Here is a 21050-nt window from a genome sequence, read left to right on the forward strand (position 1 = left end):
CATGGGCGAGACGATTCTTGAAATCCGCCATCTGGGCAAGGCCTTCGGCAGTCATCAGGTGCTGCGGGACATCGATTTCACGGTGGAAAAAGGGGACGTGACCTCCATCATCGGCTCCTCCGGCTCCGGAAAGTCCACGCTGCTTCGCTGCGTGAACCTGTTGGAAACCCCCACCTCCGGCGAGATTCTCTTTCACGGGAAGAACATGGCGGACCGGGGTGTGGATGCGGCCGCATACCGTTCCCGGGTGGGAATGGTGTTTCAATCCTTCAACCTGTTCAACAACATGACCGTTTTGAAAAACTGCGTGGCGGGACAGGTGAAGGTCCTGAAAAAGGACCCGGCGGAGGCCCGGACCGCCGCCCTTCAATATCTGGACCGGGTGGGCATGGCGCCCTATATCAACGCAAGGCCACGTCAGCTCTCCGGCGGGCAGAAACAGCGGGTGGCCATCGCCCGGGCGCTTGCCATGGAGCCGGAGGTGCTGCTGTTTGACGAGCCGACCTCAGCGCTGGACCCTGAGATGGTGGGCGAGGTGCTGGACGTGATGAAGGACCTGGCCCGGGAGGGGATGACCATGCTGGTGGTGACCCACGAGATGGCCTTCGCCCGGGACGTGAGCAGCCGGGTGGTGTATATGAATCAGGGCGTTATCTGCGAGGAGGGCACGCCGGAGGAACTTCTGGGCAACCCCCAAAGACAGGAAACCCGGGACTTTCTCTCACGCTTTCGCAGCGTGTAAGCCGCAGGAATCAACTGTAACAAACCCCTGCGCGCCTTTTCAAAAAGCAAAAGGGCTTGAGGACATAAAATCCTCAAGCCCTTTTTTTATTACGACAGCCGCTCCGGCGTATGCACCGCCACGGTGACGCCGGAATAGTAGTGGGTGATAATCTCTTTCCAGTCCTTGCCGTCCTTTGCCATCTGCTGGGCGCCATATTGGCTCATGCCCACGCCGTGGCCGTACCCGGTGACAAAGAAGACGATTTTCCCGTCGGCCACCTCCGCTTCAAAGGTGGAAGAGCGCAGGGAGAAAATGGTGCGCAGCTTCGTCCCCCGGACGCTGACGCCGCCCACCGTGACAGACTCCACATTGCTGTCCTCGCTGATGGCCCAATCCTTCATCCATCCTCCGGCAGCGCCGGACAGGTCCGCCTCCGGATAGGCCGCCAGAAACAGCTTCTTGAACTCCGCCGGGGTAAACTCCGCGCGGCTGTAATAATTGGGCACGCTTTCCCCCTCCGGGCTCTCCACGCTCTGGAGATAGGGCAGATCGTCAGTCCACACCTCGCCCGCCCGCTTTGTGCTCCCGGCGGAGGATGAGTGAAACACCGCCAAAATGGGCTGCCCGCCGTATAGAATCGTTTGCCCGTCGGTGAGGGCGACGGCGTTTTCCACCTTCGCCTCGTAAGCCTGCGCGCTGTCCCCCCAGTTGGACGCGGCAGTCTCCTTATCAAGATACGCCTGACAGCAGGTGTGATCACCGCAGACATCCGCCGTGTCGCCGTGGTTCCCGCCGGTGGCCATCTTATACATCGTATAGGTCCGTGCCGCCACCGCCTGGGCGCACAGGGCCTGCTGCTCGAAGGAGGCGGGCATTTCCGCCCGCACCACACCCTGAAGATATTCCCCCATGGTCATGGTCTTCACCTCTTCCCCCAGCAGAACCCGGATGGTGTAAGACCCGTCCGTCTCCCCCTGGGGCAGCAGCTCAATTTCCGGCGTTTCCGGCTTCAGCTCCCGCTTCGTCCCCGCCTCCGCCTCCCGCCGGACCACATGGGTCGTCACGGTAATCAGCGGCAGCAAAAAAAGCAGGCCCAGCAGCACCGCCGACATGCCCAGATACCGTCTCATCTCGTTTCCTTTCCCGCCGCTCCAAAAAGCATTTACCTTTTGAACAGCCTGTACACTTTCCGTAAATTGATCAAAGTACGCCCGCAATCCGCGGTTTCTTCAGCATATGCGCGGAAGATAAAAAACAGTCCTGCGTATAAGCTGTCGAATTTTGCGGCGTTTGATTATAACATGGATTGCCCAAAGCGGCAACCTCGCCGCCCGATGCGTTTTCCCTCGCCGCGGTGTGGACAAACCGCCTTGGCGGGCGTATAATGACCCCAGTATCAGCCCCTTTGCGCCTTTAGCAATCACGGGGAACCCTGCACGCGTCTCGTCCCCACGGTCGGAGCAGTACCGCTTCCTTTGGGGCGTGGCGGGAAAATCTCCGCCCGCTACGAAGACACCGCAAACCGGGCGAGCGAAAAATATTACCAAATTGCGCCGGGGGCTATGCCCGGCTTTTCAAGGAGGACCGGAATGAAACACACCACGGCTATGGCTGTTTTGGCGGCGGCGGGCGGCGCGGCGGCCTTTTTTCTGCGGCTGGCGCAGGCGCGCACCGGCTTGATTCCGGAAACCGGACTGAGCGTTCCCGGAAATCTTTTCGGACATCTTCTGTGGGTTTTGCTGGCTCTTTTGGGGGTGGGGCTGTTTTTGCTTGCCCGCCGCCTGCCTGATCGCCGCCCCGACCCCCGCCCGTTTCAGGATGTCTTTTCCGCGCAGGGAGCCGCACCCCTGCTGCTGGTCGGCGTCTTCCTGCTGGCTCTTTCCGGGGGGGCAGAGGTACGGGCCGCCCTTTCAGCTCCCGCAGGCTTTCCCGGCAGCGGGGCCCCTCCCGCAGGAGTTGCGCTGGCCTGCGGCGGCCTGACCGCGCTTTCCGCCCTGTGTCTGCTGCCCGTCGCTTTTTCGGCAGGTGCCGGGCGGCACTCTCGCTCCCGCAGGACCCCGCCACCAGTCTTACTTCTGCCTGCCCCCGTGGCGCTGGTGTTTCATCTGGTGCTGGACTACCGGGTCCGCGCCGCAAACCCCGCGCTGGAAACCTATGCACCGGAGCTGCTGGCTCTGGGCTTTGCCGCGCTGGCCTTTTTCCGTCTGTCCTCCTTCGCCTTTGAAGACGGCTCGGTGCAGGTCTTTTCCTTTTTCGCCGGAGGCAGCGTCGTTCTCTGCGCTGCCGCACTGGCAGGCAATCGAAGCCTTTCGAACTACGCCTTGCTAGGCGGCTGTGCCCTCTTCTTTCTGGGGCTTCTCCTCTCCCTACAGCCCGGTTCGATCCGCAGACGCGCAGGCGAGGTGGAAGAAGAGGAACTGCCTTGACCTTCTGCGGACTGCAAACTCTGTCACTGGTTGACTTTCCCGGTAAAGTGGCGGCCACGGTCTTCACCGGCGGGTGCAACCTCCGCTGCCCCTATTGCCACAACGCCCGTCTGGTCATCGCGCCCGCCGAGGAGCAGGAGCGGTATAAGGAGCAGGAGATTCTTGCGTTTTTATCCTCCCGCCGGGGACTGCTGGACGGGGTGGTGCTCTCCGGCGGGGAACCGCTGCTGCACGAGGGGCTTTCGGACTTTGCCGCCCGGGTAAAGTCTATGGGCTTTGCGGTGAAGCTGGACACCAACGGGTGCTATCCCCAGCGGCTCCGTGCCCTGCTTGAGACAGGAAGCATCGACTATGTAGCCATGGATATCAAAAACAGCCTGTCAAAGTACCCTCTGACCGTGGGCGTAATGGACTTTGACACCGCCCCTGTGGAGGAGAGTGCCGCGCTTTTGATGGATGGACCGACGGACTATGAATTCCGTACCACGCTGGTGCGGGAGCTTCACACTCAGGCGGATTTGCTGTCCATTGCCCAATGGCTGAACGGGGCACGGCGCTATTTTTTCCAGAACTTCGCCGACTCCGGGGAACTGATTGGCTCCGGGCTGCACGGCTTCTCCCCCGATGAAATGCGTACCTTTGCCGAGGCTGTCCGCCCCTTTTGTGGAGAAGTTTCTCTCCGGGGCGTGGACTGAGCGGTACTCACCTTTTTCGACAAATACTGACTTTTTTCGTCACAAAATGCTATTTGGTGTACAGTTATGTTTTTCGCGTTCCTACTAAATCTGGGCGCAATTGGCATTTTTTATGAAATACTCCACAAGATATAGGAGTTCTTCTAATTGACATCCCCCAACAGCCCCGCTAGAATAAGAACGGAAGGACGCTTCGGCGTCTTTCCGTTCTGACGGTATATGGGCCTATCTTTGGTACGCAGGCGGCGGCAGGGCAGTTTGCCCCGCCGCCGCGAAGCGGAAATACTTTAAGAGAGTGTGGGAGCGGTATGTATCGAGTTTTGAAGCGGGACGGCAAGGTCGTGGACTTTGCCCTGTCCAAGATCAGCGTGGCCATCACCAAGGCGTTTGACGCCGTGGGAAAGGACTACAACCCCGACATCATCGATCTTTTGGCGCTGAAGGTCACCGCGGATTATCAGGACAACATCAAGGACGGCTCCATCTCAGTGGAGCAGATTCAGGACAGCGTGGAAAACGTTCTCATCAAGGCCGGATACAGCGATGTGGCCAAGGCCTACATTCTGTACCGCAAGCAGCGGGAGAAAATCCGTAATTTAGGCTCCACCGTGCTGGATTACAAGGACCTGGTGAACAACTACCTGCACATCAACGACTGGCGGGTGAAGGAAAACTCCACCGTCACTTACTCCGTGGGCGGGCTGATTCTATCCAACTCCGGGGCCATCACCGCCAACTACTGGCTCAGCGAGATTTACGATGCGGAGGTGGCACAGGCCCACAAAAGCGGCGATCTCCACATTCACGATTTGTCCATGCTCACCGGCTACTGCGCGGGATGGAGCCTGAAGCAATTGATTCAGGAGGGCCTTGGCGGCATTCCGGGCAAGATCACCTCCTCCCCCGCAAGCCACCTGTCCACCCTTTGCAACCAGATGGTGAATTTCCTTGGCATCATGCAGAACGAGTGGGCCGGGGCGCAGGCGTTCTCCTCCTTCGACACGTATCTGGCCCCCTTTGTGCGAGTGGACAACCTCTCCCAAAAAGAGGTGAAGCAGTGCATCCAGTCCTTTGTGTACGGGGTGAACACCCCGTCCCGCTGGGGCACGCAGGCTCCGTTTTCCAACATCACGCTGGACTGGACCGTTCCCACCGATCTTGCAGGCCAGCCCGCCATCGTGGGGGGCAGGGAGATGGACTTTAACTATGGGGACTGCAAGCAGGAAATGGACATGGTAAACCGCGCCTTTATCGAAATCATGGTGGAGGGCGACGCGGACGGCCGGGGCTTCCAGTATCCCATTCCCACTTACTCCATTACGAAGGATTTTGACTGGAGTGACACGGAGAACAACCGTCTTCTCTTTGAGATGACCGGGAAATACGGGACACCCTATTTCTCCAACTACATCAACTCCGACATGGAACCCTCGGACGTGCGCAGCATGTGCTGCCGCCTTCGGCTGGATTTGCGGGAGCTGCGGAAAAAGTCCGGCGGCTACTTCGGCTCCGGCGAATCCACCGGGTCCGTCGGCGTGGTGACGGTAAACCTGCCCCGCATCGCATATCTTGCCAAGGACGCGGCGGACTTTTACCGGCGGCTGGACAAGCTGATGGACGTGGCCGCCCGCAGCCTGAACACCAAGCGCACCGTCATCACCAAGCTGCTGGATGCGGGACTGTATCCCTATACCCAGCGGTATCTGGGCAGCTTTGGCAACCACTTTTCCACCATCGGCCTTGTCGGCATGAACGAAGCGGCGCTGAACGCCGCCTGGCTGCGCAGGGACCTGACAGCGCCGGAGTCCCAATCCTTTGCCAAGGATGTGCTGAACCATATGCGTCAGCGGCTCAGCGACTATCAGGAGCAGTACGGCGACCTTTACAATCTGGAGGCCACCCCCGCCGAGTCCACCTCTTATCGTCTGGCAAAGCACGACACGGAGCGGTTCGAAGACATTATTACCGCCGCCAAACCCGGTGACGCACCCTATTACACCAATTCCTCCCACCTGCCGGTGGGGTACACCTCGGACTTGTTCGACGCGCTGGCGGTGCAGGATGAGTTGCAGACCCTCTATACCTCCGGCACCGTGTTCCACGCGTTTCTGGGCGAAAAACTGCCGGACTGGAAAGCCGCCGCCGCGCTGGTGCACAAAATCGCGGAGAACTTTAAACTGCCCTACTATACTCTCTCCCCCACCTATTCCGTCTGTTCACAGCACGGGTATCTTACCGGAGAGCATTTCACCTGCCCCCACTGCGGGAAACCCGCCGAGGTTTACAGCCGCATCACCGGGTATTACCGCCCCGTACAGAACTGGAACGACGGCAAGGCGCAGGAATACAAAGACCGCAAACTTTATGAACCCGGAACGGCTTTTAAAGCTCACGCGCCAAGCCCCGCCCCACAGACTGCCCAGCCCGTGCCCGGTTTTACTGCTCCCTTCTCTGCGGAGCAGCCCGTCCCGGAGAAAAGCTCCACCGTGCGGGCCATGCGCGATGCGGTAGACGAGCTGCTGCTGTTCACCACCAAAACCTGCCCCAACTGCAAAACCGCAAAGGCGGGACTTGAACAGGCGGGACTTTCCTACACGGTGCTGGACGTGAGCGAACATCTGGACCTTGCTCGGAAATACCGCATTATGCAGGCGCCCACCCTGCTGGTGCGCCGGGGGGACAAGATGGAGGCGGTTTCCGGCGCGCCCGACATCTGCAAGCTTGCCGCCGCGCTTTGAATCGCAGTTTTCAGAATACGACTTTCATAAAAGGTTCCCCCGCCGTATTGCGGCGGGGGAACCTTTTCATAAACGCTTTGGGCATCTTCAAAAGCCTCGGGACTGCTCCCGGCTTCTTCCGGATGCTCTCTTGCTTCGGGATACTTCCGGGCAATGCCTTTTACTCGCAATCGCCCCTGCTTCCCAATACGCTTTCAGGCTAGATTCCGCCAAAGCGCCCTTATTTTCTCCGCAGGGCTTTCAGCGCCTGAATCACCAGCATGCTGGCAAAGGCCAGCCCCACAATGGTCCAAAGATTTGTCGCCGACAGGACCGCCACGTCAAACAGCGGCTCCAGCACCGGGACGGTCAAAACGCTTGCCAGAAGCGCCGCGCCAACCAAAAACGCCAGCAGGAGGTACCGGTTGTTGAACAGCTTTTTGGAAAACAGCACGGGCCGCTGGGATTTGCAGTTGAACCCATGGAACAGGCGGCTCAGACACAGCGTCGCAAAGGCCATGGTGGTTCCCACGGGCGTTCCTCCAGCGCTCAGGCCCATGTGGAATGCAATGGAGGTGGCAATGGCAATCACCATACCCTCCAGCCCCACGTCCGCAAGGAATGCACGGGTCAGAATCCCCTCGTTCCGGGGGCGGGGCTTTTGAAGCATCACGTCCTCGCTTCTGGGCTCCAGCCCCAGCGCGATGGCGGGCAGGCTGTCAGTTAACAGATTAATGAATAGCAGATGCACTGCCGCAAAGGGCGCAGGCAGGCCCATGAGGGACGCGTACAGCACCGCAAGGATGCCCGCCGCGTTGCCAGAGAGCAGGAACTGAATGGCCCGCTTGATATTGGCATACACGCCCCGTCCGTTTTCCACGGCCCGGACGATGGTGGCGAAATTGTCGTCCGTCAGAATCATGCCCGCCGCGTCCTTGGCCACCTCCGTGCCTGTGACGCCCATGGCCACGCCAATATCCGCCTGCTTCAATGCCGGGGCGTCGTTCACGCCGTCTCCGGTCATGGCCACCAAGTTTCCCCGCTCCTGCCAGGCCCGGACGATGCGGATTTTATGCTCGGGGGACACCCGGGCGTACACGCTGACTTTGGGTACAAACTCCCGCAGTTCTCCGTCGCTCATGGCGTCGATGGCAGCCCCGTCCACCGCCTCGGTCCCCTCGGTGAGGATACCGATTTTCTTGGCGATGGCGGCGGCGGTGATACGGTGGTCGCCGGTAATCATCACCGGGCGGATTCCGGCGGAGATGCACTCCGCCACCGCCACGGCAGATTCCTCCCGGGGCGGGTCCATCATGGCAATCAGGCCCAGAAAGTCCAGCCCATTTTCATCAGACAGATTCACCGCCGGGGCATCCAGATGCCGGCAGGCAAAGGCCAACACCCGCAGCCCCTCCCGGGAAAACTGCTCATTAACAGCTTCAATTCTCGTGCGCTCCTCCGGCGTAAGCAGAGCGCGGTCCAGCAGCACGTCCGTTGCCCCTTTGGTAATCATCATCAGTCCGCCGGAAAGGGTATGGACTGTGGACATCAGCTTGCGGTCGGAATCGAAGGGGATTTCCGTCAGCCGGGGGTATTTCTCCCGGACTTCTTCCTCGTCAAAGCGGAACCGCTCGCCAAGGCGCACCAGCGCCGTCTCCGTGGGGTCACCCACCTCTCCATTTTCGTTCACCGTGGCGTCGCTGCACAGCAGGGCCGCCCGCAGCAAAGGCTCCTGCATCGCGTCGGAAAAGTCCGCATCCTCTACGGAAATGACTTTCCCGGCGGTATAGAGCTTTTGAACGGTCATTTTATTCTGGGTCAGGGTTCCGGTTTTATCGGAGCAGATGACCGACACGCTTCCAAGGCCCTCCACCGCCTGCAATTTGCGGATGATGGCATTCTCCCGGGCCATGGTCCGGGTACCAAAGGAGAGGACGATGGTGACGATGGAGCTGAGCGCCTCGGGAATCGCGGCCACCGCCAGCGCCACGGCAAACAAAAACGCGTTCATCACCGGCTCGTGCCGCAAAAACACACTCACCATAAACAAAAGCCCACACAGAATCAAGATGCCCACAGAGAGCTTTTTCCCGAACTGGTCCAGACTTTCCTGCAAGGGGGTCTTCTTGTCCCCCGCCGCCTTCAAAAGCGCCGCAATGCGGCCCATCTCCGTGTCCATAGCCGTTCCGGTGACCAAAAACCGGCCCCGCCCATAGGTGATGAAGCTGCCGGAGTAGACCATGTTTTTCCGGTCACCCAGAGGAACGTCGCCTTCAATCTCCGTAATGTCCTTCTCCACCGGCAGGCTTTCGCCGGTGAGGGCGCTTTCGTCCGCCTTTAATGCGGCGCATTCCAGCAGCCGCCCATCGGCGCACACCGCGTCTCCCGCGTCCAGACACACCACGTCGCCCGCCACGACCTCGCGCCCCGGAATCTCCCGGATCACGCCGCCACGCAGAACCTTTGCTGTGGGTGCGGACATTTTTTTCAGGCTTTCCAACGACGACGCGGCTTTCACGGTCTGAACCGTTCCGAGAATCGCGTTCATGGTGATCACCGCCAAAATGACCACCGCGCTCTCCGCATCTTTCAAAGCGATGGACACCGCCGCCGCCGCAATCAAAACAATTACCAGAAAATCCGCAAACTGCTCCAAAAAAATCCGCATTGTGGACTTCCGCGCCTCGGCTAAAAGCTCGTTGGGTCCGTTTTGTTTCAGCCGCAGCGCGGCCTCCTCCTCTGTCAGGCCCTCCTCGCCGCAGCTAAGATCCCGAAACAACTCCACCCTGGCCTTCTGCCATACTCCCCGTTTTTCCGCCATAATTCTCTTCCTTTCCTGCATCCATTGCGCAAAAAAACGAGACTTTTGCGCCAACGCCGCAGCGTTTGCTCAAAAGTCTCGCCATTTCGATCCGAAGCGGGGCAGAAATTCTGCCCGACCTGACGCCAGCGGATGCACATTTCTGTGCCGGCTACTCCCTTATGATTGGACGTATCATATCCGATTTTTCGGCGGCTGTCAAGAAGTATTTCCCGAAATGCCGCTAAAAATTCTTGCGGCCCTTACAAGCCACGCCATTCCTCCGGCCGCAGCAGCGACAAATCCGCCGCCGCGTGGTCAATCGCCGCCAGCATGGCGGCCTTATCCCCATTCAGGGTTCCCCGCAGGGCCAGATAATTGCTGGCATGGTTCATGCGGAACACGCTGCCGGGACTGTCCAGCCCCTCCACCAGCATGCGGGTTTCCCGCAGGTCCTCCGCCGGGGTCAGCAGGCGGAAGGAGCCGTCCTGCACCCAGTCGTACAAAGGCGTACCGGGCTCTACCATCAGCGTCAGCATTCCGATATATTCCGGGTTCATCGCGTTAAAGGCGGCGGCGGTTTCGACCGCGTGCCGCTCCAAAAGCGCCGGCCCGCCAAGGCCCGTGATGGCGGTAACGGACAGGGCGATGCCGTTTCTGCGAACCTTGCGCCCCATTTCTACAATAAAGGCCGCATCGTGGCCCTTGCGCATCAGCTCCAGCACCGCGTCGCACCCGGACTCAAGGCCCATATAAACCATGCTTAGGCCCTTTTCCCGCAGTATCTTCAGTTCTTCGTCGGAGCGGATGTTGATGCTGTCCGGCGAGGCATAGCTGGTCACGCGGATGCACTCGGGAAAAAGTGCCCGGATTGTGTCCAGAATCGTTTCCAGCTCCCCAGCCTTGCGGACCAGCGCGTCCCCGTCCGCCAGAAAGATTTTCTCCACGTGGGGGTAAAGCCGCCGGGCCTCCTGGAAATCCGCCAAAACCTCTTCCAGCGGGCGGACCGCAAAGCGCTTTTCCTTGTACATGCTGCAAAAGGCGCAGGTATTATGGCTGCACCCGTAAGTCACCTGAACGATGAGGCTTCGCGCCTCGGAGGGGGGGCGGTATACGCTTCCGTAGTAGTTCATTTTAAAATTTTCTCCAATGCGGCAAGTTTCAGCGAGGTGCACAGCACCTCCATGGCGGCCTCCAGCTCCGAAAGCGGCGGCAGGGACGGGGCGATGCGGATATTGCTGTCCTCCGGGTCGGTTCCATAGGGGAACGCAGCGCCAGCCCCGGTCATGGCAACCCCCGCGGCTTTGCAAAGGTCCAGCGTCCGCCGCGCCGTTCCGGGCATGGCGTTGAGTGAGACAAAGTATCCGCCCTTGGGGCTGCGCCAAGAGGCGATGCCCAACGGGGCAATTTCCTGCTCCAGCGCGTCGGTGACGCAGCGGAACTTGGGACCGAGGATGGCCGCGTGACGGCGCATCAGCGCCAGCGTGTTTTCCCTGTCCTTTAAATACAGCACATGGCGCTGCTGATTCACCTTGTCAAAGCTGATGGCCTGCACGTCAATCAGCTTCACCATGTACTCCATATTCGCCTCCGAACAGGCAAAACAGGACACACCCGCGCCGGGCAGCGTGATTTTGGAGGTGGACGCAAATTCAAACACCATGTCCGGGTTTCCGGCCTCTGCGCACAGGGACAGGATATCCGAAAACGGCACAAACACACCCTCCAGCTCATGGACGCAGTACGCATTGTCCCACATCAGCAAAAAATCCGGCGCGGCGGGCTTCAGGGCGGCAATGCGACGTACGGTTTCCTCGGAATAGACAATCCCGTCTGGGTTGGAGTATTTGGGCACGTTCCACATGCCCTTCACCTGCGGGTCCGCCACGGCGGCTTCCACCGCGGCCATGTCCGGGCCGTCCTCTGTCATGGGGATGCTCACCAGCTCAAACCCGAAGGACTCGGTAATTTTAAAATGCCGGTCATATCCCGGGACGGGGCAGAGCCACTTCACCGTCTCTTCCCGGCACCAGGGGCGCGGGCTGTGCAAAAGCCCGTGGGTATAGGCCTTGGAAACCGTGTCGTACATCAACTGAAGGCTGGAGCTGCCTCCTGCAAACACCTGCTCCGCCCGGCAGCCTAAGATATCGGCGAACAGGCGGCGGGCGGCGGGCAGGCCCGCCGTCTCCCCGTAGTTCCGGCAGTCGATTCCGTCGGACACATAGTCCTCCGGTCCCTTGAAAACATTCAAAAGGTCCCCACTGACCAAATCCAATTGGATCTTTCCCGGCTTGCCCCGGGCCATGTTCAAATTCAGCTTCCGGTCCCGGAGCTTTTCAAATTTCTCGCAGACCAGCTCCTGCTCCATCAAAAGCTCCTGCCTGTTTCTATCGGCATACGCGGTCATATGCGCCATCCTTCCCCGGGCGGAGCAACGCGCCCGGTTTCTTCATAAAGTTTTAATGAAATCTTATTAAATCCAGTATACCCGCTTCTCTTGTTTCTGACAATATGGATTTCGACGGTTTTGCCAAAAAACCCGCCTGTTTACGGGGCGTTTGCGGATCGTTGGCGGATGTTTTTTCGCTTTGGGCGGCCTGCGGTCCGCTCTTGCGCTTTTTTCGCCGCTGTGGTATCTTAGCGGTATGGAAGCTTATACGCTGATTCGCTCCCGCCGGAAAACGCTGGCGCTGGAAATTACAAAGGATTGCAAGCTGCTGGTACGCGCACCCCTGCGGTGCTCCGAGGAAACCATCCGGGGATTTGTAGCCCGGAACCAGAGCTGGATCGCCCGCAGCGCGGACAAGGTGCGCCAAAGGGCCGCCGCGGCAGGCCCGCCCCCCACGGAGGACGAGCTTGCGGCGCTGAAAGCGCTGGCCCGCACCATCCTGCCGGAGAAGGTCGCGCGGTATGCCGCCGCCATGGGCCTTTCCCCCACCGGAATCAAAATCACCACGGCCCAGAAGCGGTATGGCAGCTGCAGCGCGAAAAACAGCCTGTGCTTTTCCTGCTACCTGATGCGCTCGCCTGACACGGCCATTGACGCGGTGGTGGTACACGAGCTGGCCCACATCCGCCACAAGAACCATGGGCCCCAGTTTTACGCGCTGGTGGAGCGGTACCTTCCGGATTACCGGGCGCGGAAAAAGCTGCTGAAATAGCGCAAAGGGCAAAAGGCATAGCCTCCCGCCCTTCGCCGTATGTTTTCTTATCCCCGGCGCGCCCGCTCATAGAGAGGCTCGCCCCGCCGGAAGCTCTGGGGCAGATAGGTTATGGAGGAAATTCGCTTGCCCGACACCCCGTATTTCGGGTGGTAGCCGAACAGGTTCTGATACTCCAGAAGGTCGTCCCGCTCTTCGGCCATGGCCCACAGAAGGGCGGCGGCGGCCCGCGCGTCGTCCACGGCCCGGTGGCTGTTCTGTACAGTGTCCTCCAGCCCGTAGGCGGCGATGGCGTCCTTTAGCTTGTGAGGATAGTCCCGCCGGTCCTTATAGACCGTGAGCGCGTCCAGAAATTTCAGATTTCTGAGACAGGACGCGCGGCCCTGCTCCCGAAGAAAATAGTACATAAAATTCAGGTCAAACTGGGCGTTGTAGGCCACCAGCAGTGTATTCTCCCGGGTAAGAAGTCTGCTGAATTCCTCCGCCGCGTTTGCCTTTTCCACGCCGTCCCGTTCAAGCTGCTCCGCCGTGATGCCGGTCAGTGATGTAATAAAGGGAGGCAAAGTCTTTCCCCCTGAAAGGCGCACCAGCGCGTTGAAGCTGCCGTCCTCCACCCCGTTCGTCACGCTGACGGCCCCGATTTCGATGATCTGCTCTTCCGCAGGGTCGATGCCCGTTGTCTCCGTGTCAAACAGGACCAGATGGGCAAACCGGTCCTCCAGTGCGCTGTGTATTCCCATAAACGATCTCCGTCTCTAACCCGCGCCGCTGCGTCAGGCTTCTTCTTTTTATAAGTTTATCGGCCAATGTGCAAAATTTCCGCAAATTTGTCGATACTAAAAGCGCTTGCTTTTCAGCATTATAGCTTTTTGTCGAAAAAAAGGCAATCCCCGGCCCGATTTTTACCGAATCTGGCGCGAACCGAATATACGGGCTACTTTCGGGCAATTGACACTTGACTTTTCGCAGAATTGTGCTATTGTACTTCTGTATTAAATATATGATACAATTTTTCGGTTTAGCCTTGACATTTTCAGACGCGTGTCCTATACTAACTGTACTAGTACGGATAATACAGCGTTGGCCGGCTTACTCCGGTTGACCGCTGCGCCGAACGCCGGACGTATTTACACAAATGAGAGCCCTTTTTCCATGTTTATGTATGATGGTTCTCCCCACGGGCTACTTGGAGCGGTCCCGCGTGCAAATACGCTCTTCCGCGTTGGAAAGGATGGTTTCCCCTTATGAAAGTCCTGATTACCTCCGATTGGTACGCCCCCACCGTCAACGGTGTGGTGACCTCGGTATTGAATCTTCAGCGCGAACTGGTGGCCCAGGGCCACGAGGTTCGTGTGTTGACCTTATCTGAATCCCGTCACACGCTGGTACGGGACGGCGTGACCTATGTGGGCGCCATGAGCGCCGGCGTCATCTATCCCGGCGCACGGCTGCGTACGGCTCTTGCCACCCGGCAGGTCCAGTCCCTGATTCGCTGGCGGCCCGACGTGATTCACACCCAGTGTGAATTTTCCACCTTCCTGCTGGCCCGGAAAATCAGCGACCGCACCGGCGCGCCCATCGTCCATACCTATCATACGGTGTATGAGGACTACACGCACTACTTTTCCCCCAGCCGCGCCTGGGGCAGGCGGATGGTTGCCTTCTTCTCCCGGCATGTCGTCACGCAGACCGCCTGCGTCATCGTCCCCACGGAGAAGGTGCGCGGCCTTTTAAAGAGCTACGGCGTTCGTAAGCCGGTATATGTGATTCCCTCCGGCATTGACCTGCGCCGGTTTTCCGGCCCCGTCGACCAAGAGCATCTTTCCCGCATGAAAGAGGAGCTGGGCATTCCCTCGGGCAATTTCGTGCTGACCTATGTGGGCCGCCTTGCCAAGGAAAAGAACGTGGAGGAGCTGCTTGGCAGTCTTGCAAGGCTGGAGCGGAAGGACGTTACCCTTCTCATCGTGGGCGACGGCCCCTACCGCCAGACGCTGGAGGAGTCCGTCCGGGAGCTGAGCCTTGGAGACAGGGTGATTTTCACGGGCATGGTGAAGCCCGACCGGGTGGCCGACTATTACCGTCTGGGAGATTTGTTTGTCAGCGCCTCCACCAGCGAGACGCAGGGCCTCACCTATATTGAAGCCCTGGCCTCCGGGCTTCCCGCCCTGTGCCGGAAGGACGCGTGTCTGGACGGCGTGATTGAGGAGGGCGTGAACGGCTGGCAGTTTGAAAACAGCGAGGAATTTCTCGTCCGTCTCCGGGAATTTCTGGGGGATGAAGCGCTTCGCGCCTCCATGCGGGCCGCCGCTTCGGAGCACATCCGAAAAACCTTTTCGGCGGAGCGCTTTGCCCGCCGGGCAGCGGAGGTTTATGCCGCAGCCGCCAGTGGGAATTCGCTGTGGGAAACCACTGCATAAGCATAACTTTAACGCAGCAGCCGCGCGGACCTGAGAAGCGCTCCTTTGAGCCGTTCTCAGGCCCGCGTTTTTTGCGCTTTGCAGGGCGCAGCGGCAGATGATTCAGGCACAGTTCCTTTGTTTTTCCAAACTTTTTCAATTGCGCAAAGAAGGCCGCACTTTTTGCATGGATTTTAGCACATTCTCCAGTGTAATTGTGGGGAATCTGCTGATATAATAAAGCAAGTAAATTCAGAAGGGGGCACACCCGATGCAGTTTTGGAAAATGAATGGCGCGGGCAACGATTTTATTGTTCTGAATAATCTGGAGGAGCGTTTGCCAACCGAGGAGTTTTCGGAGCTGGCGCGGACGCTGTGCGAGCGGCACCTGTCCATTGGGGCGGACGGCCTGATGGTGGTGGATACACCCACGCAGGGCGGAGACTACAAGATGCTGTTTTACAACGCCGACGGGTCAGTGGGCGAAATGTGCGGAAACGGCGCCCGGTGCATCTGCCGGTACGGCTATGAAACCGGTCTTGCCGGGGAAACCCAGACGGTGGAAACCATGGCGGGCATCGTCACGGGCAAGCGGATTGACAAGCGGCGCTACCGCATCCGCCTGAATGACCCCTCCACCATCCGGCTGGAGCACCCCATTGAGGTGGACGGCGTGCGGTATTCCTGCGCCTATGTGGAGCTGGGAAATCCGGGTATTCCTCATGCGGTGGTCCCCTATCGCGGCCTGCGGGATGCGGATGCAAACGAGCTGCGGGAGCTGGGCCGCGCCATGCGGCATCATCCCTCCTTCCCCAAGGGCGCCAACGTGAATTTCTATGAACTTACCGGCGAGGACGCGGTTTATGAGCGGACCTTTGAGCGGGGCGTGGAGGACTTTACTTACGCCTGCGGCACGGGAACCGGGTCTGTGGCGGTAGTCCTGACCTTGCAGGGCAAGGTTTCCGGCTCCGGGGTCCGGGTGGATATGACCGGCGGGCAGCTCATCGTGGACGTGGAGCGGGAGGGCTCCGGCATCCGGTCCCTGTACCTGACGGGACCTACCAACATTGTTTGCAAGGGCGAAATCACCGACGAGGAGCTTTGCCCCGCAAAATAAACGCAGTGCGTTTGAACTTCCCCATTGTGTGTGAAAGAGAGGATTGAATTTATGAGCAAGAAAAGCTCCCTGTGGAGCAGCTACGGCCTTTTGATCTGCATGGTATGCGGCATTGTGCTGGGCTGCGTCGTGGGCGCCCTGTTCCCCAACGTGAAGGACGCAAACGGCGACGTGATCGGACCGGGTGCTTCCATCCTGAAGCCTCTGGGCCAGATCTTCATTAACCTGATGTTCTGCATCGTGGTCCCTCTGGTGTTCGCGTCCATCTCCGGCGCCGTGGCCAACATGAAAAGCGCCAAGCGGGCCGGCAAAATTATGGGCACCACCATCGTCACCTTCCTGGTCACGGGGGCCATCGCCGCCGTCATCATGATTGTGCTAATGAAAATTATCCCCCCCGTGCTGGCCCCGTGGCAGAACATTTCCGCCGGAACGGTGGATGCGCAGAAGAGCATGGCGGAGCTGATTGTCAGCTTCCTCACGGCGGAGGACTTTGTGGCCCTGCTGAGCCGTCGGGCCATGCTGCCTCTGATTGTGTTTTCCATCATCTTTGGCTTCGGCGTGAATATGAACGGCGGACCGGACTCTCTGGTGGGCAAGTTCCTGGAGGATTTGTCCAACTGCATGATGAAGGTGGTCAAGATCATCACCTACTACGCGCCCATCGCGTTTTTCGGCTTCTTTGCCGATCTGGTGGCGACTTATGGCTCCGGCATTGCGCAGGACTATGGCCGCGCACTGCTGGTGTACTATCCCCTCTGCTTCGTCTATGTGTTTACCGCTTTCCCCCTGTTTGCCCGCTTCGGCGGCGGCAAGGGCGCTGTGAAGCTGATGTTTAAGCACATTCTCCGTCCCGCAGTCACCAGCCTCGGCACCTGCTCCTCCGTGGCCACCATCCCCACCAACATGGAAGTGGCGGAGGAAACCGGCATCCCCAAGGATGTCAGCGAGATTGTGGTTCCTCTGGGTGCCACCATGCACATGGACGGCTCCTGCTTCTCCTGCGTGCTGAAGATTGCGTTCCTGTTTGGCGTGTTTGGTATTCCGTTTGACGGGGTGGGCACCTTCCTGAAAATTATTCTGGTGGCAGTGTTCTCCTCCGTGGGTATGAGCGGAATCCCCGGCGGCGGCTACATCGGCGAATTCATCATGTGCTCCGTCTTCTTCCCCACCCAGTTGGAGCTGGCCTATCCCATCGCCATCACCATCGGCAATCTGGTGGATCCCCCCGCCACCATGATCAACTCTGCCGGAGACTATGTTATCAGCTATGTGGTGGCTCGCTTTGTGGACGGCAAGGATTGGTTGCAAAAGGCGATTGCCTCCGGAAAGGTACGCTGAGAAAACCCTGCTTTCGTCTTTTCGCGCGGCGCGGACGAAACCTCCTGCGGCACAGATTGCTGCTTAGCTGTAAAAAAACCGGCGCGGCCCGAGGGCCGCGCCGGTTTTTTCGGCCTGACGGAACTAAAATTGTGCCTTTTCCCGCCACGACGAATCAGGAACTTATCCAGCTTGCGGGAGTTTGTAGGACTTGCCAGAGCATATGTGCACCTGGGGGGCCTATCACACCCTGGGGGCCGGCTTTTTTTCTCCAGCCTGCCCTCAGCAGTGCTTCATTGCGGCATGGGCAGAATCCTTGGCGCATAAATTGTTCTGTCTTTCAAGCGCGGGCCCTTTTGTTTGCGGCATAAAAAATCACGCGATTTTACCCGAATATGCTGGCTCATCCGGTTAGTATGTGCTATAATGTCGAAGTGTGGCGGCGCGGGCCGCGGCCAATTCCTGCAGTACGGGGAGGCATTGACACAATATGACGCTATCGAACAACCATCTTTTAATAAACGCGGTGATTGCCTGGATTACGGCGCAGGTTTTGAAGGTAATTATCTACGCGCTGGTAAACCGAAAGCTGGACATCCGCCGCCTGGTTGGAGACGGAGGGATGCCCAGCGGTCACTCCGCGACCGTGACGGCTCTGGCTGTCACCGCCGGGCTGGAATGCGGACTGGACTCGGCAACCTTTGCCGTCTCGGCCATTCTGGCCATTATCGTCATGCACGACGCCATGGGCGTTCGTCTGGAGGCAGGCAAGCACGCCAAGGCGCTCAACGAGCTTTTGGAGCTTGCCAGCAGCGATCTTGAAAACGAGGTCAAGCTGAAAGAGTTTGTGGGGCATACCCCGCTTCAGGTGGCATTCGGCTGCCTGTTGGGTCTGGTGCTGGCGGTAATTCTGAGCTGACATTCATCCCCGGCGGGTCGGGCCGCGATTTGCCTACACCGGGCAACCTTTCCGCCTTTCGGAGGAGGACGTGTCGGTTTGCGGTGCAGCTTTCATATTTGCGCACCGCTTAGGAGCCTTTTATTGCATTTGAATACTTACATCAAAAGACGTGGGATTGCCGAATCGGCAATCCCACGTCTTTTTTCATATCTGTAATGAAACGAGCGGCTTAAAGGCAATCCTTCTCCCTGTCCAGCCAGTCCGCCACCAAGGCGGCAAAAGGCTCCGGTCGCTCAACCTGCAAATTGTGGCCCGCCAAATCCAGCAGGGCAAACGCCGCCCTCGGCATATCCTCCAGTAGCCTCCACAAGTCCCGGTAGCCTACGCAGATATCCTGTCGACCGGCCAGCAGCAGCGCGGGCCGGTCAAAGCCCAGCGCCCGGACCCGTGCGTCCACGTCAAAGGAAAACGCGTAGCTTTGCCGTAGCGCCGCCACAAATTCCCCGTTTGAAAGGCGCAGCCCGGAGGCAACTTCTTTTTCATACCGTTCATAAACCCGCCGGTTTGCCAGCACCGCCAGATTGCAGAACGCCGCCCGCTCCTTCGGTCCCAGTTCTCGCAGAAATTCCTCATCATAGCGCAGAGCGCCCACGGGAGGTAACTCCCGTTTTTCCGGCTCCGGCACAGTCACTGGGCAGATCAGCAGCAGACCATCCACAAGAGGGCCCAGCTCTGTGGTCAAAAGGCCACGGGCAAGATAGCCGCCATAAGATTCCCCCGCCAGCAAAAACCGCTCTCCTGCCGTCAGCTCGACCACAAGGGCCCGCAAAAGCTCCAGAATCCCGTCCGACGAAGCCCGCTCCATCGGCGCGTCCGACCGACCCATGCCGGGCAGGTCCACGTAGATGCGCCGGTAGCCGGGCCGATGTGCAAACACCGGCTCCATGCACCCCGCCATCAATCGATGGTCGCAGCCAAGGCCGTGAAGCAGCACCACCGGCTTCCCCTCGCCCACGCTGTGGCAGTAAAGCCGAACGCCTTGCACCGTTTTGTACATCTTCTCCACTCCTGCCTGCGGTCAACTCCGCGCCTGTTCTCTTTTTCCGCAGTGTCTGCTTGGGCCTTTACTCCTCCTGCGTCTGGGCCGCCGTGCCGCCCAAATCCACATCGCGGCTCTGCCCGGAGGGGGAGGTCCCCTTCCCCGGTCCGCCCAGGCCAAAGTCCCGCTCTACGCTGGCAGTATCCCGCCGAAGCATGGTTTCCATCACCCGGATATCGCTGTCCACGTCCAGTACGTCGGTCTTGTAAAGCTCGTCCAGCTGGTGCTCAAAGCCCGCGACAATGGAATCCATGGTCTGCTCAATCCGCAGCTTGGCCTGACGCAGGTTCTCTCCCTCCACGCCCGCCGCGTCAAACTCTGCGTAGGAGTCCAGCAGCTTTTGGGTGGTGGGCAGGTAGTAGTTCATAAACGTATCGATGCGGCCCTGTTTTTTCGGGTCCGCCTCCACCGCCCGGAAAATACGGGCGGTCACTTCCTCCAGACGGTCAATTTTCTCAGACAAAACGGGGTCAGCAATTTGCTCGTTGGCCCGGCGAATGCTTCGCAGAATACCGGAATAGCCCTCCTCCGCCTCCTTGGGCGGCTGACGGGCAGGGTCCTCCGCCTCCTTTTGCCGGCGGTGGGCTTCCTCCGCCCGGGCGCTGCGGAAAAAGCAGCCCTGAATTTGGTCCAGATAGGCTTGGGGGCCAAAATAGCCCCGATCGATCATTTTTTCCAAATCCTTTTCCACGCGCCGTCTGGACCAGCCCAGCTTTCGGCTCAGGTCCTCCACAGAGATGGCCTCCGCCTCTCCCAGCACGGCGGAATAGCGGGCATAACGGCGCAGGGCCGCGTCCATGTTCAGCCCGCCTAAAAACAGGCCCAAACCGCCCGCCGCAATGGCCAGATACTGCAAGAGGTCCCAAAGGTATCCGCTGAAACCGGAAAACACCATCCCAGCCGGGTCGGCAGCCGACAAAATGCCGATTCCCATCGCCACAAGGCCGATAATTTTCATGGTCCGAGAATTAGACCGCTTCACCGCCGGAGGACGTGTCAGATTTCTGGCCGCGGCCTCCGCCCGACCGCCGACATGCCCCTGCTGGCCAGTCTGCTCCATACCCGGGCGCACGGAGGATGCGGGCGCAACTTTTTTCCTGCCGCCGTTCTTGCCAAACAGCTTGGAAAACAGCATAAACAGCGCCACGGGCCAAATTCCAATGGCAAACAGGAAGACAATCAGCGCCCAATAGCCCCAGTCGCCGTCCTTATTTCGTTTCTCGGGGGTCATGGGCGTCACTTCTCTTTCCTTTTCAGCTTTTCTTTCGACCCGTCGGGCCGCAGAAGCACGGTGTTGTCCAGCTGTCCCTGTAAATTGCCCAGCACAGCACCCACATATTCTTTGTGCAGCGCGGTGCGCTCCGCCGTCTCCTCTTCACTCAGACCCTCGGGCGACTTCGCCTTGCGGGCCAGTTCGTTGATGCGGTCAATTTTCGCTTGCTCCATGCAGTTCCTCCTGTCACTCTATGGGGGTTTCCCGCTCAAAAATCAAGTCAATCGTCTCTATATAGCCCTCTGCCCGCTGAATCCGGGGGATGCACCCGGCGTATCGCCAGCCATCAGCCGCTCTTCGGCAAATGACTTCCCGGTACTCCTGTGTTTCAATACCCGCCGCGCCAACAGCTATGCTTGCAAATCCGCCGCCTAGCCGGCAAGGCACCGTTTCAAACCCATATTCCAGCATATGCGCGCCT

18 protein-coding genes are annotated in these 21050 nt (G+C 59.2%); 9 read left to right on the top strand and 9 right to left on the bottom strand.

Annotated elements, in window-relative coordinates; translation table 11 throughout:
* Position 1: 1 nt before the first annotated feature.
* Positions 2-742, top strand: a complete 741-nt coding sequence (locus ABVS15_RS01625; RefSeq protein WP_369282045.1) for an amino acid ABC transporter ATP-binding protein — start codon at positions 2-4, stop codon at positions 740-742.
* A gap of 89 nt (positions 743-831) precedes the next feature.
* Here ABVS15_RS01625 and spoIID read toward each other — a convergent pair whose 3' ends face one another.
* On the bottom strand, positions 832-1854 hold the full coding sequence (gene spoIID / locus ABVS15_RS01630) for a stage II sporulation protein D (protein ID WP_369282046.1): 1023 nt from the start codon (positions 1852-1854) through the stop codon (positions 832-834).
* A gap of 459 nt (positions 1855-2313) precedes the next feature.
* On the opposite strand from spoIID, the gene ABVS15_RS01635 reads away from it, so the two are divergent.
* The 3 genes from ABVS15_RS01635 to ABVS15_RS01645 all read left to right on the top strand — a co-directional run bounded on the left by ABVS15_RS01635 (position 2314) and on the right by ABVS15_RS01645 (position 6583).
* Complete coding sequence (locus tag ABVS15_RS01635; protein WP_369282047.1) at positions 2314-3150, top strand: hypothetical protein; 837 nt, start codon at positions 2314-2316, stop codon at positions 3148-3150.
* Positions 3147-3845: an anaerobic ribonucleoside-triphosphate reductase activating protein gene (locus ABVS15_RS01640; protein ID WP_369282048.1), complete on the top strand. Its 699-nt coding sequence runs from the start codon at positions 3147-3149 to the stop codon at positions 3843-3845. The genes ABVS15_RS01635 and ABVS15_RS01640 overlap by 4 nt, the downstream gene beginning before the upstream one ends.
* 308 nt (positions 3846-4153) lie before the next feature.
* Complete coding sequence (locus ABVS15_RS01645; protein ID WP_369282049.1) at positions 4154-6583, top strand: ribonucleoside triphosphate reductase; 2430 nt, start codon at positions 4154-4156, stop codon at positions 6581-6583.
* 220 nt (positions 6584-6803) lie between these two features.
* Here the strand turns inward: ABVS15_RS01645 and ABVS15_RS01650 are convergent, their stop codons facing one another.
* The 3 genes from ABVS15_RS01650 to ABVS15_RS01660 all read right to left on the bottom strand — a co-directional run bounded on the left by ABVS15_RS01650 (position 6804) and on the right by ABVS15_RS01660 (position 11769).
* Entirely contained in the window at positions 6804-9383 is a 2580-nt protein-coding gene (locus ABVS15_RS01650) for a cation-translocating P-type ATPase (protein ID WP_369282050.1), read from the bottom strand.
* 242 nt (positions 9384-9625) lie between these two features.
* Complete coding sequence (locus ABVS15_RS01655) at positions 9626-10495, bottom strand: radical SAM protein (protein ID WP_369282051.1); 870 nt, start codon at positions 10493-10495, stop codon at positions 9626-9628.
* The gene (locus ABVS15_RS01660; protein WP_369282052.1) at positions 10492-11769 is read right to left on the bottom strand and encodes an aminotransferase class I/II-fold pyridoxal phosphate-dependent enzyme; all 1278 of its coding nucleotides are present in this window, start codon (positions 11767-11769) and stop codon (positions 10492-10494) included. Before ABVS15_RS01660 ends, ABVS15_RS01655 begins: the two co-directional genes overlap by 4 nt.
* A gap of 238 nt (positions 11770-12007) precedes the next feature.
* On the opposite strand from ABVS15_RS01660, the gene ABVS15_RS01665 reads away from it, so the two are divergent.
* The gene (locus ABVS15_RS01665; protein WP_369282053.1) at positions 12008-12523 is read left to right on the top strand and encodes a M48 family metallopeptidase; all 516 of its coding nucleotides are present in this window, start codon (positions 12008-12010) and stop codon (positions 12521-12523) included.
* A 47-nt stretch (positions 12524-12570) separates the two neighbouring features.
* On the opposite strand, the gene ABVS15_RS01670 is transcribed toward ABVS15_RS01665, so the two are convergent.
* Positions 12571-13263: a PolC-type DNA polymerase III gene (locus ABVS15_RS01670; RefSeq protein ID WP_369282054.1), complete on the bottom strand. Its 693-nt coding sequence runs from the start codon at positions 13261-13263 to the stop codon at positions 12571-12573.
* A 504-nt stretch (positions 13264-13767) separates the two neighbouring features.
* Here ABVS15_RS01670 and ABVS15_RS01675 point away from each other — a divergent pair.
* The 4 genes from ABVS15_RS01675 (at position 13768) to ABVS15_RS01690 (ending at position 18275) form a co-directional block, all read left to right on the top strand.
* On the top strand, positions 13768-14940 hold the full coding sequence (locus tag ABVS15_RS01675; RefSeq protein ID WP_369282055.1) for a glycosyltransferase family 4 protein: 1173 nt from the start codon (positions 13768-13770) through the stop codon (positions 14938-14940).
* A gap of 250 nt (positions 14941-15190) precedes the next feature.
* On the top strand, positions 15191-16036 hold the full coding sequence (dapF, locus tag ABVS15_RS01680) for a diaminopimelate epimerase (RefSeq protein ID WP_369282056.1): 846 nt from the start codon (positions 15191-15193) through the stop codon (positions 16034-16036).
* 51 nt (positions 16037-16087) lie between these two features.
* A complete protein-coding gene (locus ABVS15_RS01685) occupies positions 16088-17377 on the top strand; it encodes a dicarboxylate/amino acid:cation symporter (protein ID WP_369282057.1) in 1290 nt (429 codons plus the stop codon).
* A 469-nt stretch (positions 17378-17846) separates the two neighbouring features.
* A complete protein-coding gene (locus tag ABVS15_RS01690; RefSeq protein WP_369282058.1) occupies positions 17847-18275 on the top strand; it encodes a divergent PAP2 family protein in 429 nt (142 codons plus the stop codon).
* A gap of 211 nt (positions 18276-18486) precedes the next feature.
* On the opposite strand, the gene ABVS15_RS01695 is transcribed toward ABVS15_RS01690, so the two are convergent.
* The 4 genes from ABVS15_RS01695 to ABVS15_RS01710 form a co-directional block, all read right to left on the bottom strand.
* Positions 18487-19314 (bottom strand): alpha/beta fold hydrolase, encoded by an 828-nt coding sequence (locus tag ABVS15_RS01695; RefSeq protein ID WP_369282059.1) that lies wholly within the window; start codon positions 19312-19314, stop codon positions 18487-18489.
* Positions 19315-19381: 67 nt separating this feature from the next.
* A complete protein-coding gene (locus tag ABVS15_RS01700; RefSeq protein WP_369282060.1) occupies positions 19382-20587 on the bottom strand; it encodes a 5-bromo-4-chloroindolyl phosphate hydrolysis family protein in 1206 nt (401 codons plus the stop codon).
* A 5-nt stretch (positions 20588-20592) separates the two neighbouring features.
* Entirely contained in the window at positions 20593-20802 is a 210-nt protein-coding gene (locus tag ABVS15_RS01705) for a DUF896 domain-containing protein (protein WP_369282061.1), read from the bottom strand.
* 13 nt (positions 20803-20815) lie between these two features.
* Positions 20816-21040: a DUF4177 domain-containing protein gene (locus ABVS15_RS01710; RefSeq protein ID WP_369282062.1), complete on the bottom strand. Its 225-nt coding sequence runs from the start codon at positions 21038-21040 to the stop codon at positions 20816-20818.
* Between the last annotated feature and the right edge of the window lie 10 nt (positions 21041-21050).

This window comes from Oscillibacter sp. GMB15532, assembly GCF_041020825.1.
Taxonomy (GTDB): Bacteria; Bacillota; Clostridia; order Oscillospirales; family Oscillospiraceae; genus Oscillibacter.

Coding starts and splice junctions, on each gene's coding strand:
- ABVS15_RS01625 (WP_369282045.1), top strand. CDS start 2: ATGGGCGAGACGATTCTTGAAATCCGCCATCTGGGCAAGGCCTTCGGC.
- spoIID (WP_369282046.1), bottom strand. CDS start 1,854: ATGAGACGGTATCTGGGCATGTCGGCGGTGCTGCTGGGCCTGCTTTTT.
- ABVS15_RS01635 (WP_369282047.1), top strand. CDS start 2,314: ATGAAACACACCACGGCTATGGCTGTTTTGGCGGCGGCGGGCGGCGCG.
- ABVS15_RS01645 (WP_369282049.1), top strand. CDS start 4,154: ATGTATCGAGTTTTGAAGCGGGACGGCAAGGTCGTGGACTTTGCCCTG.
- ABVS15_RS01650 (WP_369282050.1), bottom strand. CDS start 9,383: ATGGCGGAAAAACGGGGAGTATGGCAGAAGGCCAGGGTGGAGTTGTTT.
- ABVS15_RS01655 (WP_369282051.1), bottom strand. CDS start 10,495: ATGAACTACTACGGAAGCGTATACCGCCCCCCCTCCGAGGCGCGAAGC.
- ABVS15_RS01660 (WP_369282052.1), bottom strand. CDS start 11,769: ATGACCGCGTATGCCGATAGAAACAGGCAGGAGCTTTTGATGGAGCAG.
- ABVS15_RS01665 (WP_369282053.1), top strand. CDS start 12,008: ATGGAAGCTTATACGCTGATTCGCTCCCGCCGGAAAACGCTGGCGCTG.
- ABVS15_RS01670 (WP_369282054.1), bottom strand. CDS start 13,263: ATGGGAATACACAGCGCACTGGAGGACCGGTTTGCCCATCTGGTCCTG.
- ABVS15_RS01675 (WP_369282055.1), top strand. CDS start 13,768: ATGAAAGTCCTGATTACCTCCGATTGGTACGCCCCCACCGTCAACGGT.
- dapF (WP_369282056.1), top strand. CDS start 15,191: ATGCAGTTTTGGAAAATGAATGGCGCGGGCAACGATTTTATTGTTCTG.
- ABVS15_RS01685 (WP_369282057.1), top strand. CDS start 16,088: ATGAGCAAGAAAAGCTCCCTGTGGAGCAGCTACGGCCTTTTGATCTGC.
- ABVS15_RS01690 (WP_369282058.1), top strand. CDS start 17,847: ATGACGCTATCGAACAACCATCTTTTAATAAACGCGGTGATTGCCTGG.
- ABVS15_RS01695 (WP_369282059.1), bottom strand. CDS start 19,314: ATGTACAAAACGGTGCAAGGCGTTCGGCTTTACTGCCACAGCGTGGGC.
- ABVS15_RS01700 (WP_369282060.1), bottom strand. CDS start 20,587: ATGACCCCCGAGAAACGAAATAAGGACGGCGACTGGGGCTATTGGGCG.
- ABVS15_RS01705 (WP_369282061.1), bottom strand. CDS start 20,802: ATGGAGCAAGCGAAAATTGACCGCATCAACGAACTGGCCCGCAAGGCG.
- ABVS15_RS01710 (WP_369282062.1), bottom strand. CDS start 21,040: ATGCTGGAATATGGGTTTGAAACGGTGCCTTGCCGGCTAGGCGGCGGA.